The following is a 12,645-nucleotide window of genomic DNA, read 5'->3' as shown; positions in this document are numbered from 1 at the left end:
CGCCGGGTCGTGCGGCACCCGGCCGATCCGCCCGTCCCGCTCGGCCTCACCCAACAGCCCGCCGTAATAGGCCCCCGGCGTGGTCGTGTCGAATTCCACCAGATATTCCGAGGCATAGCGCGCCTCGCCCTCCTCCGCGCTGCCCAGCTCCGCCACCAGCTCCTCCCGCTCGCGCGCCAGCTGTTGGGCGGTGTAAACCTGCGTCTGCGTCACCGGTGACTTCAGGGTGAACCACTCGGCGGGCCGCTGCGCGCGGCTCTCGAACGCCCGCGTGGCGTGGCTTCTTCCGCGCGGCGTCCACAGGAACATCGCCCAGCCGCCGTTCTCCGCCAGGATCGGCCGGATATAGGTCCAGGCGTCGGGCTTGGACAACGCCCACTCGGAAAACACCACCCCCGCCGGCGAGGAGCCCACCAGGCTGTCGAAATTGTCCGAGCCCGCCACCTGCCAGGTCGAGCCGTTGCCCAGCTCCAGCCGCATCTCCTCATTGTACCGCTTGCTGCGCACTTCCTTGCGAAAGGCCTCCTCGATCCTCCGCTTGCCGGTGTGCGGGTTCACCGCCTGCCAGATCGCCTTGCGCCCCTGCGCGGCCTGCGGCAGCAGGTGCCAGTAGTTGCCGACCCGGCTGCCCGCCGCCAGCGCCGCCCAGTGCAGCGCCACCTCGTCCTTGCCCCACCGCCGGTGCGCCACCACGTCGGCGCGCTTGCCGCCGCCGGTCAGGTACTGCCACAGCTCCACCTGGTGCTCGCGCGGCGTCCAGGTCAGCGGCGCGTCGAACCTGAGCGCCGTCACGCCTCGTCCTCCGGGGGCAGCGGGATTTCACGCACATAGGCCAGGCCGTCCTCGCCGATCAGCCGCTCAAACTGGCGCACCCGGATGACGATCTCGCGCGGGGGCGCCGCGTCATGGCGGTCGGATTCGCCGGCTTTGGAGCCATACCGTTTGGGCGCGCCCTTGGCCGCCCGCCACTGCAGGGCGCCCACCCGCAGCCGGTCGGATTGCACCGTGGCCGCCGTCGATTCCTCGGCCACCACCAGCGCCTTGTCGGCCCGCAGATCGGCGGCCATCTCGCGCGCCTGGGCATAGCCCTCGGCGAAGTCCGGATGCTTGCGCAGCCAGTCGTAGAGCGTGGTGTAGCTGGGCAGCCGCCCGGTGTTGCAGATCTTGAACCAGATCTCGCCCATGGCGATTCGGCGGCAGATCTCCTCGGCGACGGCTTTGCCGTACCGCACATGCGTCACCGTCCCGTCCCGGCGGACGGTCTTGGTGGCGGGACCGGCATAGTAAAGCGAAGACGCTTTGGGCATCGTGGAAACTCCTTCAGTTGTGGAAAATCCGCCGGGCGGCATGGCCCCGGCTATTTGCGGCATGGGCGGAAAAAACGGCATTCGCGCGGGTGCTGAAGTCGCGCTGCGGCGACCGTTAAACATCAGGGACCGTCACGCCGCCGCCGGCATGCGGGCCTTCGGCTCACACCGCCGGGCTGGTGGTCCTGGTGGTCAAACACAGACGTGCGGCGCACCACTCGAAGCGGCGCAACAGCGCCTTCTGGCGCGTGGCCGGATGGCCCATGGCGTGTTCGGCTGTCTGCAAGGCGACGACAATGCCCCGCCGGGGCGGGGCGGACCCTAAGCCGCCTTGGCCATCGGCTTCCAGTTGTCGGGATCGGATGCGTCGATCAGGAATGGTGGCTCGCCGGAGGATGCGACCGACCATGAGGCCATGTCTTCAATGGCGGGCAGCACGCTTTCCACATGCTGGAGCGCCATCACCCTGACGACGGTATCGGCGGTGGGATCGATGGGGTGTTCTCCGCGTTCCCAGCGACCGACCGTCTGAACATCCTTGCTGATCACCGCGCCCATTTCCGCTTGCGTGAGGCCCAGTTCGGTCCGCACGAAGCGCAGTTCGCGACCGGTGATCCCGGTGGGTTTCCTGGCTATTCCCTCAACGATGGCGCGGTGCAGGCCATTGGGGTTGCGAATGCTGACGACGGCCTCGCCTCCATCATCTTCGCAGGCCTCCAGGCCGACCAGGATGACGTTGTCGAGGCCGCATTCGTCGTAGCGGTAATCGAGCCTCGTCATAGTTCGTCCTTCCACATCACTGTTATCAATTTCAGATCGCAGGAACCGTCAGCAATCACGACGACCCCGACGGTTCGCCCCTCGCTGTTTGGCGAAGTCGCCTCGATTAAGTACTTGAAGAATCCCGGCCTTGTAGCGGGCCGCGGCGCGTCAAGTACGAAGCCGAATTTCAGAACGTGCAGCGCATCGCCCATGATAAGACCGCGCTCGCGCAGCCGTTCCTTGACGTGCGAAACCCAGCTTAGGTTCAGCGTCGGGCTTCTCGCGCACGCATTGATGATCTGCGTCGCCTTGCCAGTCGACCATTGACCCGGTCCCATCGTCCCTCGATCATTCCATCTATCACGGTGATAGTTGGCGGCAAGTTAATTCCCCGCAAAGGGGATTGTTCCAGGTTCAGCGACGGCCCGCGTCTTGGGCGCACCGAGCTTGGCGCCGGTCGCCGTGCCCAGCCCCGCCGCCCCTACCCCCCGTCGGCCAGGGCCTTCACCAGGTCGGTCAGGTAGTCGCGTCCCGCATAGACCGAGGCGACCGACATGTGCTCGTTCAGCCCGTGCGCGCCCGACCCCTCCGGCCCGGACCAGAAGCCCGGCACGCCATAGGTCGCGATGCCCACCGGGGTCAGGTAGATCGCGTCGCTGGCGCCGGTCGACATGGTCGGGATCACCGGCACGCCGGGAAAATGCTTCGCCGCCACCGCCTCGATCGGCCCCATGACCTTCGGGTCCAGCGCGGCCGGCGCCGGCTTGCCGCGGATCGGCGGCAAGGGCGTCAGCCTCACGCCCGCGTCGCCGATCGCCGCCTCCAGTTCCGCCTTGGTCGCCTCCATCGTCGAGCCCGGGAACATCCGGCAGTTGATGTTGGCGCCGGCCCGTTGCGGCAGGGCGTTCTCCGCGTGGCCGCCGTCCAGCAGGGTGGCGACGCAGGTGGTCCGCAGCATCGAATGGAACGTCCGGTCGCCGTTCAGCCGCGCCTCGGCCGCCCGGTCCCCAGGGTCCCTGGCGATCGCCGTCATGGCCAGCCCCATCGGATCGCTCCGCCCGGCGCCGGCCCGGGCGAAGAACGCGCGGGTCGTGTCGTTCAGCGTCAGCGGAAACTCATGGTCGCGCACCTTCAGCAGCGCCTGGGCCAGCTGATAGATGGCGTTGTCGGCGATCGGCACGGACGAGTGCCCGCCGGGGTTGGTGGTCTCCATGCGAAACTGCTGGACCACCTTTTCGGTCACCTGCACCCCTTGCGTCTGCAGCTTGCCGGCCGCGTCGGCGCGCCCGCCGCCCCCCTCGTTCAGCGCGAATTCCGCGTCGATCAACGCGCGGCGGTTCTTGGCCAGCCACTCGGCGCCGTTGAACGCGGCGAGCGTCTCCTCGCCGCAGGTCAGCGCCAGCTTGATCGTCCGCTTCGGCACATACCTGGCTTCCTTGAAGCGGATCAGCATGTCCACCCAGGTCGCGTCGATCACCTTCATGTCGGCGGTCCCGCGGCCATAGAAATAGCCGTTCTCCTCGATCAGCACGAAGGGGTCGCGCGTCCAGTCGGCGCGCCTGGCCTCCACCACATCCAGGTGCCCCAGCAACAGCATGGCCTTGGCCGTCCGGCTCGACCCCGGCAGCACCGCCACCAGCCCGCCATCCTTCGGATGCTCCGGCACGGCGTAGTAGGTCAGCTGATCATCGGCGAACCCCGCCGCCTTCAACCGCGCGCCCATCTTGGCCGCGGCCTGCGTGCAACTGCCCACCGACAGCGTGGTGTTGGTCTCCACCAGCTCCTTGTAGATCTCGCGGAACCGCGCCTGGTCCGGCCGAAGTTCCGCAGCCCCCGCCGCGCCCGCCGCCAGTCCCGAGACCGCAACCAGCCCCGCGAGCAAACCCGCGCCCAACATCCTGCCGATCATCGCCACATGCCCCCAAGTCCGCACTGGCTCTCACCCGGAAAGCCGATGCCCCTATGTGAGCCGCCAGCGGCCGGCGGTAAAGTCTCAACGCCCAGGTTGCGGACGCACCCATCGACGCTGACAGAATTCTCGCATAAATGAATTGCCCTGTCAAGAACAAAAGTAGAACAAAATTCCTCCCCCAGGCGCGCGGCGCCGTTCACGGTGGCCGGCGAGCCACCGACGGGCCTTGTCGATGCCGGCGAAGACGGTTCGGCGCACCCACCCTTGCACTTGACCAGCGGCGCCGTATCTTTGCGCCATGAACATCAAGGTCGTTGTGCACGAAGCTGACGAGGGGGGCTTCTGGGCGGAGGTCCCGGTCCTGCCAGGCTGTGCATCCCAGGGTGACACGCTGGAAGAGCTGATGGACAACCTGCGCGAAGCGATCGGCGGATGGCTTGAGGCAGAGGTTCCGCCGGCTGCGCCGGGCAGTCGCGAACGCGTGGTCGAACTGGCGCTTTGAAGCCGCTTTCGGGGCGCGAATTCGCCCGGCTCATCGAAAGTCGGGGTTGGTCGCTGCTGCGGGTGAGCGGAAGCCATCACATCTACGGAAAGCCGGGTGAGCCGGCGCGCTTGTCAGTTCCGATGCACGGCGCCCGCCCATTGAAAGCGGGCCTGCGGAACCATCTCGCCAAACTGGCCGGCTTGACCGACGACGACCTGGGCTGACGCCCCAATTCCTCCCCCAGGCGCGCGGCGTCGAAGAGGGGGTGGTGGAAAGGGGCGGATAACCGGAACGCGGGCCGGAAGGCAACTTGGCGCACCCCCCTCACCCCCGCCCCACCGCCAGCAGGTCCAGCGCCACCTTCAGCACCGCCTCGATCCGGGCCGCCTCGACCTGGGCGCCGCCGGCGGCTTCGCGGGGGGTGAGGTCCTGGCCACAGACCAGGTCGCAGACCTTGACCAGGTCGGACTGGCCAAACAGCCGCGCGCGCATCGCGTCGAGCTCGGCCTGCGCCCGCGCCCGGCCGTGCGCCAGTTTCAGCAACAGGCCCAGCGACGGTCCCGCCGCCACGCCGCCGCCGGGCTGGGCCGCCAGGCTTGAGCCAAGCGCCGGGCCTTCGCCGACGCGGCGCCACAGGGCGCCATAGGCCTCGCCCGCCGCCCGCTGCCGCGCGCTGATCCGCCCCTTGCCGGCCAGCCACTCAAGCCCGCCCTGCCGCCGAAAGGGCGTCGCGCGCCCGGCCCGCGGCTGCGGCGCCGGCTTGTCGAACTCAGTCCCTCGCGCGCGGCCCAGCGCCACCGTCTCGGCCACGCCGTCGGCCACCGCGCGCGCCTGGACCGCTTGCGTCGCGCGGGCCTCCAGCGCCTTCAGCCGCTCACGCATGGCGCGCGCGGGATCGTGGATGCGTCCCATGCCGTCCTCCGTCCTGGAAATCGATAAGCCTCAGCGCGCGCCGCGCGCCACCACCGCGTCAGCCAGCCGATAGACCGCCTCGCCCGCCGCCCGCTCGCCCTCGATCACCACCAGACCGGCGGCGGTGTGGGCCAGCAGCTCGCGCAGGAACCCCGGCCGGTCCTGCGGCGCCCGGCGGCTGAGCGCGCCGGCGACCATGGCCGCGGCGTCGTTGGCTTCGGCGTTGGGCGCGCCGCTCATCGGCATCGCGCCGGCAGGGCCGGATAGCCGCCCGCCGCCAGCACCGCCTGCACGTGCTCGGCGTGCCGGGCGAACCTGGGCTTCATCGGGTCCGGCCCGCCGCCCGGCCGCGCCTGGAACCGCTGCTCCAGCCCCTCGGCGACCTCGGCCGCCAGGTCCAGCTCGACCCGCGCCACGCCGGGCGGCGCGCCCCCGTAGCGACAGGCGACGTAAGCGGCGCTGGCCAGGGCGGCGGAGGGCGGTCTGAACGGCTTCATTCCTTCACTGTATAAAAAATCCTTCTCTTGCGCAATCGCCTTCTGTAGATTACCCACCGAATTGATGGTTTTCGTGATATTTCCTATGCCCGGAGGCTCGGTTCATGGATGAGCGCTTCCTGCGCCTGCGTCAGGCCCGCACCGCCAAGGGTTTCGAGACCGCCGCCGCCGCCGCCGACGCCTTCGGCTGGAACCGCAACACCTATGGCTCCAACGAGAACGGCAACGCGCCCTTCTCCTATCGCCGCGCCAAGGACTACGCCCAGGCGTTCGGCGTGCGGCCGGAATGGCTCTACGACGCGGCGGGCGCCATGCTGCCGGCGGCCGAGGGCGGCTTCGTGCCGATTATCGGCCGGGTCGGGGCCAATCCCGAAGGGCTGGTGCTGTTCGCCACGGGCCAGGAGCCGGGCGACCTGGCCCCCATCCCCCCCGGCGGCACCGACAAGGCGGTCGCCCTCCTGGTGGTCGGCCACTCCATGCGCGGGGTCGCCGACGACGGGGCGCTGATCTATTTCGAGGACCAGCGCAGCGCGCCCGCTCCCGACATGCTGGGCCATGTGGTGGTGGTCGAGACCGATACCGACGAGGTGCTGGTCAAGCGCCTGCTGCGCGGCTCGCGGTCGGGCCGCTTCGACCTGGAAAGCATCGCCGGACCGACCCGCCAGGACGCCCGCCTGCGCTGGGCGGCCCACATCACCGCGATCATCCCGCCCTATCAGGCGCGCCGCATCATCCGCGGCGCGGCCTGACGGGTTGCGAAATGTATCTTTTATACGCCGGAGCGCCCATGTGCAATGAGTTCCGCTTCCAGCAGTCCCTCGACCGCCTCGTCGATGAGTTCAGCCAGCTGGGCCTGCCCCTGACGTGGACCGGCGGCGCGCCCAATCTCGAGCCCCGCGACTCGATCCGCCCCACCGACCCCGCCGCGATCCTGGTCGGCGCGGACGCGGCCGATGGCGGGGGCGTGGAACTGAAACAGCTGCGCTGGGGCTTCCCGCGCCCCGCGGGCGGGCCGGTGATCAACTTCCGCTCCGACGGTCGCCGCTTCCCCACCGGCCGCTGCCTGGTCCCCGCCGACGGCTTCTACGAGTTCACCGGTCAGAACGCTGCCCCCAGGACGCAAAGGAAGTCGAAGTGGCTGTTCACCGCCACCGACAGCGATCTGTTCTGCATCGCCGGTCTGGTGCGCGAGGACCGCTTCACGCTCCTGACCATGGAGCCGGGACCGGACATCGCCCCCTATCACGACCGCCAGATCGTCATCCTGCCGCGCCCCCTGTGGGCGGCCTGGCTCGGCGCCGCGCCGGACGCACCGCCGATCCCGCCGCTGCCCGCCGGCAGCCTGAAGGTGACTCAGGTCCGTTAGGCGGCGAACGGGCTCTTGCCGCGGCGCCGCAGCGCCGAGCCGACGCCGAGAAAGCCCACGAACAACATCGCCCAGGTCGCCGGTTCCGGCGCCGGCGCGGCCTTGAACGCGAAATTGTCGGTCTCGTAGGCGTACTGGGTGGAGTTGAACCGCAGGCCGCCCAGGTTCCGGTCCGCGCCGGTCAGGTCGAAGGTGATCCGCCGGTTGGTGCCGGGCGCGCTCTGGTTGCCATTGGCCGGCGGCAGGGTCCCGCCCGGAATGGTGGCGTAGACCGAGCCGTCGCGGTGCAGTAGCTGGACGGTGTTGTAGCCGTCGATCGAGCCCCAGTAGAAGCTGAAGCCCGCGACGTCCCTGGCGCCCAGGAACCCTGAGAACATCATCGTCGCCGACGTGCCGAGGCTGAGGTCGCGGGGCACGGACAGGAACCTGCTGGTGTCGCCCGCCGGCTCGGCGGCGATCCCGGGGATGCTGAAGGCGTCGATCGCATAGTCGCCCGACAGCATCACGCCGGCCTGCGCCGATTCAAAATCGATCACCTTGGTCTCGCCGGCGCGCGGACCGGGATCCGGCGCGCCTGGTATCGAGCCGAGGACGATCCCCGCCTGCGCCGAACCGGCGAGCGCGAAAGCCGCGGCGGCCGCCATGGCGGTGGTCTTCAGGTGCAAGGTCATCGTGTGCCAGTCCGAAACACTGGCGCCAGCCGTCCCGACGCCCCGGACCCCGGCTCTGCAATGGATGGGCCAGCAAGGCGGCCCCTGCACGCTCAGCCCGACCTCGCGGTCCCGTGTCGAGTCAATCGAACAGAATCGAGTCCTACGGCAGATCCTCGGCCAGGATCGCCATTTCGAACATGAATGAGCCGTCGCCGTCCTCGTCTTCGAACACCACGCCGACGAACTCCTCGCCGACATAGACCTCGGCGGAATCCTTCTGCTTGGGCCGGGGCGTCAACGCGATGCGGGCGTTGGCGAAGGTCCCCCGCAGGTGGCCCTCCAGCTTACGGATCATTCTCTCGTCCACGCCAACGCTCCTGAAGTCTTCTGCGCGGCGGAACCTAGCCGGTCACAACCGGAAAGCAAAACCAGGAACGCCGGGAAACCTCAGATCACGTAGTCATAGACCACGTCGGCCAGCGTGTGGTCCATGCTGCGGGCCGGCTCCTCGCAGGTCGGGCAGTTGATCAGCCGGGCCGGCACGCCCGCCGCCGTGCAGCCGGCCGGCACCGGTTTCAGCACAACCGAGCCGGAGGCGATCTTGGCGTAGTCGCCGATGATGATGTTGCCCAGCACCTTGGCCCCCGCGCCCAGCAGCACGCCCTTGCCGATCTTCGGGTGGCGGTCACCGCGCTCGGCGCCGGTGCCGCCCAGGGTCACGCCCTGCAGCATCGAGACGTCGTCGCCGATCACCGCGGTCTCGCCGATGACGATGCCGGTGCCGTGGTCGATGAACACCCCCCGCCCGATCCGCGTCGCGGGGTGAATATCCACCTGGAACAGCTCGCTCATCCGGCTCTGCAGATAGAGCGCCAGGGTCTCGCGCTCCTCGGTCCAGAGCCAGTTGGCGACCCGCTGGGTCTGCAGAGCCAGGAAGCCCTTGAAGAACAGGAACGGCTGGACATATCCCTTGCAGGCCGGGTCGCGCTCGAACACCGCCTTCAGGTCGGCCTCGGCGATCTCCACCAGGCTGGGGTTCGACGCATAGGCTTCCTCGGCGATCTCGCGGATGCTCATGCCGCGCAGTTCCTGGTCGCCCAGTTTCCGCGCCAGCTGGTAGGACAACGCCCCGCCCAGGCTCTTGTGGTTGAGGATCACCGCGGCCAGCAGGCTGGCCAGCGCCGCCTCCTTCTGCGCGGCGGCCTCGGCCTCGTTGCGCAAGGCGGCCCAGACCGGCGGCGCGGTGGCCGGATCGACGACTTCAAGACGCTGCTGGCTCATCGGTTCCTCCCGCCCCATCGAGGCGTCTCCCTATCCTAACATGGCGCGGCTCAGCGCGCCCGGCAAGGATCCCTCACGCGCCATATGGTAGCCCCGAAGCAACATCGCCACTGTCAGCATGTCCGGCAGGTATCCGGCCAGGGCCGCGTCCAGCGCCTCGCGGAACGGCGCGCGGACCAGCGCGATCGCCTCGGTGTCGTCGGCCTGATGCCCGCCCGGCGCGGTCGACAGCCCCATCGCGACATAGCCGATCATCTGTTCGTCGGTCACCGAGTTGGACAGCTGGGCGCGCATCACCTCGCGCCAGTCCGCCGCCGCCAGGCCGGTCTCCTCGGCCAGTTCGCGTCGTGCGCCCGCCAGTGGATCCTCGCCCAGCGGCGCGCCGCCCTCCGGCAGTTCCCAGCTGTAGTCCCCCAGCGGGAACCGGTGCTGGCCCACGAGCGTCACCGTACCGTCCTCATGGATCGGCAGCACCGCCACTGCCAGGTTCTTGAACCGCACCAGCCCATAGGGCGCGGGCCGGCCCGTCGGCGCCGTGGCGATCTGCTCGGTGACGGTGATCCAGCCGCTCTCGAACGCCACCCGCTCCACGCCAGCCTTCCAGGGCGTTCCGTGCGCGACCAGCCACGCGGGTTTCTGGGACATCGGGGTCAGCTCGCCTTGCGGTGCGTGCGTGCGCACCCATAAAGGGCGCATCCTATCGGTTCCTTAAGCTTGACGAGACACCGCGTGACCTCCCCCCTGCCCCCCGCCCCGAAGTTCGGCGTGCCCGTCCCGCTGACGCCGGCGCCGCGGGTGCTGACCGTCCTCGCCACCCGCCGCTCGACCTCCGCCGTCACCCTCACCTCGACGGGGCCCTCGCCGGCCGAGATCGACACCCTGATCCGGCTCGCCACCCGCGTCCCCGACCACGGCAAGCTCGCCCCCTGGCGCTTCATCGTCCTGGAGGGCGACGGCAAGGCCGCCTTCGCCGCCCGGCTCGAGGCGCTGGCCGCGGCCCGTGGCGACCAGACCGCCGTGGCCAAGCTCGCCAAGCTGAAGATCCCGCCGCTCGCGGTCGCGGTGATCTCGACCCCCCGCCCGTCCGCGATCCCGCCGTGGGAGCAGCAGCTTTCCGCCGGCGCGGTCTGCACAACCCTGCTCTATGCGGCGCTGGCCATGGGCTATGGCGGCAACTGGATCACCGACTGGTACGCCTACGACGACGGCGCCCGCGCGATCCTGGGGCTCACCGACACCGAGCAGGTCGCGGGCTTCATCCTCATCGGCACGCCACGCGAACCGCCGCTGGAACGCGAACGCCCCGACGCCGCGGGGCTGGTCACGCGCTGGGCGCCCTAACCGCCACCCCGCCAGCGCTCGGCCGCCGGCCCCAGCGCCGTCCGCAGCGGCTCCAGCCACGGCTCGAACGCGCGCCATTGCTCCAGGCCCTCGCGAAAGATCGGACGTCGGACCTGCTCGGAGCTGACAGTCCGCACCGCGCGGCGGTTCTCGTGGAACGCCAGGCAGCCGGGCTCGAACGCCAGGCCGCAATGGGCCAGCAGCCGACGCACCTGATGCTCGGTGTCTTCCACCAGGTCCTCATAGATCACCCGATGGATGCGCCCCGGCAGCGCCGCGTCGAAGTGGTTCATCAGCGCCACATAGTCGCGATAATACCGGCCAAGGTCGGTCAGGTCGTAGGAGAAGGCGTGGCCGTGCGCGAAATGCTGCTTGAACGCCGAAAATCCCGACCCCATTGGGTGGCGCCGCGCATCGATGATCCGGGCCCGCGGCAGGATCAGCTGGATCAGGCCGATGTGATGGAAATTGTTCGGCGTCTTGTCGACGAAGAACGGCCGCCCGGACTTCCGCTGCACCCGGGTCCGGGCGATGTAGGCCTCGCCCAGGGCGGCCAGCCGGCTTGCGTCCAGGCCGGCCAGCAACTCGGGATAGGCCGCCACGTCCCCGCCCACCTGCTGCATCAACCCCTGGGCGAGCAGGGCGATGTCGGGCAGTTCCATGGTCCCCTCGACCTGCGAGTGGCTGGCCAGGATCTGCTCGACCAGGGTCGAGCCGGAGCGCGGCAGTCCGACAACGAAGATCGGCGCATCCGACGCAGATCCCGACCCGGCGCGCGCCTGGAAAAACGCCGGCGCGAACAGCTCGATGGACCGGGCGATCAGCGCCGTCGTCGCCCCGGCGTCATAGCGCAGGGTCTTGCGGCGCAGCGCCGCGCCGGCCGCATACTGCGCGAAGGCGCCCTCAGCCTCGCCGCGATCCTCCAGCGTCCTGCCCAGGGCATAGTGCAGGTGTAGCCGGTCGTCGTCACTCAGGTCGGCCCGCGCCAGCTGGTCGACCATCGCCGGCTCAAGGCCCGCCGTCGCTTCGGCCGTCTTCAGGTTGGCCAGGCTCCAGTAGGCTTCGCCCAGGCCCGGCGCCAGCGCCAGGCATTGCCGATAGGCCGCCACCGCCGCGTCGCTGCGCCCCACGGTGCGCAGCGCATGGCCGCGGTTCAGCCAGACCTCCGGATGCTTCGGATAGTCGGCGATCAGCCCGTCATAGATCGCGATCGCCGGCTCATACTCGCCCACCATGCCCAGGCAGGCGGCCAGCAGGTTGCGATAGGCCGGCTCGCCGGGTTCGCGCGCCAACAGGGCGTTCAGATGCCCGATGGCCGCTTGCGCGTCCTGCTGCTGGAACAGCACCTCGGCCAGCTGAAACCGCGCGCCGTCCCGCTCCGGCTCGGCCTTCAGGCAGGTCTCAAGCAGGGCCTGCGCCGCGTGGCGATCGCCCAGCCGAAGTAAGGCCTGGGCCAGCATCTGGCGGGCGGCGACATCACCGGGCCGCGTCTCCAGATGCGCCTTGAGCAGCCGCTCGGCCCTGGCCGGGTCATCGACGTAGAGCGCCTGCGCGGCGTCCCCCAGCGCCGGATCGGCCACCGCGGCGCGGACGTGGGCCTTGAACGCGGCCCTCGCGCCTCCGGCGTCGCCCGCGGCGAACAAGGCGTCCCCCAGCGCCTTCCAGCCCTCGGCCAGGTCCGGCTTCAGGCTGACGGCGCGCCGCAGCGCAAGGATCCCCTCGCTCGGGTCGCCCAGCCCGGTCGCGGTCAGGCCCAGTTCGTACTGGGTCAGGGCCGCCTGCGGATAGGCCCGCCCCAGCGGCTCGAGCAGCGCCCGCGCGCCGGCGAAATCGCCCCGACGCCGTAGCGCCGAGCCCAGGATCAGCAGGGCGCGCGGGTCCTTCGGCGCGGTCCGCAGCAGATCGCGCGCCCGCCGCTCGGCCTGCGCCGGATCGGTGGCGAGCAGCGCCGAGGCGCGCGCGATCTCGGTGGCCAGGGCGGGCGGTGCGGGCATCCTCGCCCCTATATCATCAGACCGGGCGCAATCAGACCGGGCCGCCGCGGGCCCCCCACGCCAATACCCCACCGCCCCCGCCCCCCCGGGCGCCCGGGCACAACAATGAAGTTACCCCCCCGGAAAACTTCCCCCC

The 12,645-nt window shown here is 69.9% G+C and carries 18 protein-coding genes; 5 read left to right on the top strand and 13 right to left on the bottom strand.

Annotated features, from left to right (window positions below):
- The 5 genes from RMN86_RS02980 to RMN86_RS02960 all read right to left on the bottom strand — a co-directional run.
- On the bottom strand, window positions 1–792 hold a 792-nt coding region (locus RMN86_RS02980), incomplete at its 3' end, for a hypothetical protein (protein ID WP_309604339.1).
- Window positions 789–1,307: a hypothetical protein gene (locus RMN86_RS02975; RefSeq protein WP_309604338.1), complete on the bottom strand. Its 519-nt coding sequence runs from the start codon at window positions 1,305–1,307 to the stop codon at window positions 789–791. The genes RMN86_RS02975 and RMN86_RS02980, both read right to left, overlap by 4 nt.
- A 321-nt stretch (window positions 1,308–1,628) precedes the next feature.
- Entirely contained in the window at window positions 1,629–2,087 is a 459-nt protein-coding gene (locus RMN86_RS02970) for a helix-turn-helix domain-containing protein (protein ID WP_309604337.1), read from the bottom strand.
- Window positions 2,084–2,407, bottom strand: a complete 324-nt coding sequence (locus RMN86_RS02965; RefSeq protein ID WP_309604336.1) for a DUF4258 domain-containing protein — start codon at window positions 2,405–2,407, stop codon at window positions 2,084–2,086. The genes RMN86_RS02970 and RMN86_RS02965 overlap by 4 nt, the downstream gene beginning before the upstream one ends.
- Window positions 2,408–2,550: 143 nt before the next feature.
- Window positions 2,551–3,978, bottom strand: coding sequence for a M20/M25/M40 family metallo-hydrolase (locus RMN86_RS02960; RefSeq protein WP_309604335.1), 1,428 nt, complete (start codon window positions 3,976–3,978; stop codon window positions 2,551–2,553).
- A gap of 301 nt (window positions 3,979–4,279) precedes the next feature.
- On the opposite strand from RMN86_RS02960, the gene RMN86_RS02955 reads away from it, so the two are divergent.
- Both RMN86_RS02955 and RMN86_RS02950 read left to right on the top strand, forming a co-directional pair.
- Window positions 4,280–4,483, top strand: a complete 204-nt coding sequence (locus tag RMN86_RS02955) for a type II toxin-antitoxin system HicB family antitoxin (protein ID WP_309604334.1) — start codon at window positions 4,280–4,282, stop codon at window positions 4,481–4,483.
- Complete coding sequence (locus RMN86_RS02950) at window positions 4,480–4,689, top strand: type II toxin-antitoxin system HicA family toxin (RefSeq protein WP_309604333.1); 210 nt, start codon at window positions 4,480–4,482, stop codon at window positions 4,687–4,689. The genes RMN86_RS02955 and RMN86_RS02950 overlap by 4 nt, the downstream gene beginning before the upstream one ends.
- 100 nt (window positions 4,690–4,789) lie before the next feature.
- Here the strand turns inward: RMN86_RS02950 and RMN86_RS02945 are convergent, their stop codons facing one another.
- From RMN86_RS02945 to RMN86_RS02935, 3 genes are read right to left on the bottom strand one after another with little or no spacing between them, the layout of a single operon-like run.
- Complete coding sequence (locus tag RMN86_RS02945; RefSeq protein ID WP_309604332.1) at window positions 4,790–5,377, bottom strand: hypothetical protein; 588 nt, start codon at window positions 5,375–5,377, stop codon at window positions 4,790–4,792.
- A gap of 30 nt (window positions 5,378–5,407) precedes the next feature.
- Entirely contained in the window at window positions 5,408–5,617 is a 210-nt protein-coding gene (locus RMN86_RS02940; protein WP_309604331.1) for a hypothetical protein, read from the bottom strand.
- Window positions 5,614–5,874 carry a hypothetical protein gene (locus RMN86_RS02935; protein WP_309604330.1) on the bottom strand — a complete coding sequence of 87 codons (261 nt, stop codon included), beginning with the start codon at window positions 5,872–5,874 and terminating at the stop codon, window positions 5,614–5,616. Before RMN86_RS02935 ends, RMN86_RS02940 begins: the two co-directional genes overlap by 4 nt.
- Before the next feature lie 104 nt (window positions 5,875–5,978).
- Between RMN86_RS02935 and RMN86_RS02930 the strand changes: the two genes are divergently transcribed.
- Complete coding sequence (locus RMN86_RS02930) at window positions 5,979–6,623, top strand: S24 family peptidase (RefSeq protein ID WP_309604329.1); 645 nt, start codon at window positions 5,979–5,981, stop codon at window positions 6,621–6,623.
- Between the two features lie 38 nt (window positions 6,624–6,661).
- Entirely contained in the window at window positions 6,662–7,240 is a 579-nt protein-coding gene (locus tag RMN86_RS02925) for an SOS response-associated peptidase family protein (protein ID WP_309604328.1), read from the top strand.
- Here the strand turns inward: RMN86_RS02925 and RMN86_RS02920 are convergent.
- The 4 genes from RMN86_RS02920 to RMN86_RS02905 form a co-directional block, all read right to left on the bottom strand.
- Window positions 7,237–7,911 carry a PEPxxWA-CTERM sorting domain-containing protein gene (locus tag RMN86_RS02920; protein ID WP_309604327.1) on the bottom strand — a complete coding sequence of 225 codons (675 nt, stop codon included), beginning with the start codon at window positions 7,909–7,911 and terminating at the stop codon, window positions 7,237–7,239. The genes RMN86_RS02925 and RMN86_RS02920 overlap by 4 nt on opposite strands.
- Window positions 7,912–8,053: 142 nt before the next feature.
- Window positions 8,054–8,248 (bottom strand): DUF3126 family protein, encoded by a 195-nt coding sequence (locus RMN86_RS02915; RefSeq protein ID WP_405041302.1) that lies wholly within the window; start codon window positions 8,246–8,248, stop codon window positions 8,054–8,056.
- 92 nt (window positions 8,249–8,340) lie between these two features.
- Entirely contained in the window at window positions 8,341–9,174 is an 834-nt protein-coding gene (gene cysE, locus RMN86_RS02910; RefSeq protein WP_309604325.1) for a serine O-acetyltransferase, read from the bottom strand.
- A gap of 30 nt (window positions 9,175–9,204) precedes the next feature.
- Window positions 9,205–9,819 carry an NUDIX hydrolase gene (locus RMN86_RS02905; protein ID WP_309604324.1) on the bottom strand — a complete coding sequence of 205 codons (615 nt, stop codon included), beginning with the start codon at window positions 9,817–9,819 and terminating at the stop codon, window positions 9,205–9,207.
- Between the two features lie 84 nt (window positions 9,820–9,903).
- Between RMN86_RS02905 and RMN86_RS02900 the strand changes: the two genes are divergently transcribed.
- On the top strand, window positions 9,904–10,515 hold the full coding sequence (locus tag RMN86_RS02900) for a nitroreductase (protein ID WP_309604323.1): 612 nt from the start codon (window positions 9,904–9,906) through the stop codon (window positions 10,513–10,515).
- On the opposite strand, the gene RMN86_RS02895 is transcribed toward RMN86_RS02900, so the two are convergent.
- Window positions 10,512–12,509, bottom strand: a complete 1,998-nt coding sequence (locus RMN86_RS02895) for a sulfotransferase (RefSeq protein ID WP_309604322.1) — start codon at window positions 12,507–12,509, stop codon at window positions 10,512–10,514. The two genes, RMN86_RS02900 and RMN86_RS02895, sit on opposite strands and share 4 nt — an antisense overlap.
- Window positions 12,510–12,645: the final 136 nt, after the last annotated feature.

This window comes from Phenylobacterium sp., assembly GCF_031360265.1.
Classification (GTDB): Bacteria; Pseudomonadota; Alphaproteobacteria; order Caulobacterales; family Caulobacteraceae; genus Phenylobacterium.
This window is presented reverse-complemented; position numbering and strand designations above follow the sequence as displayed.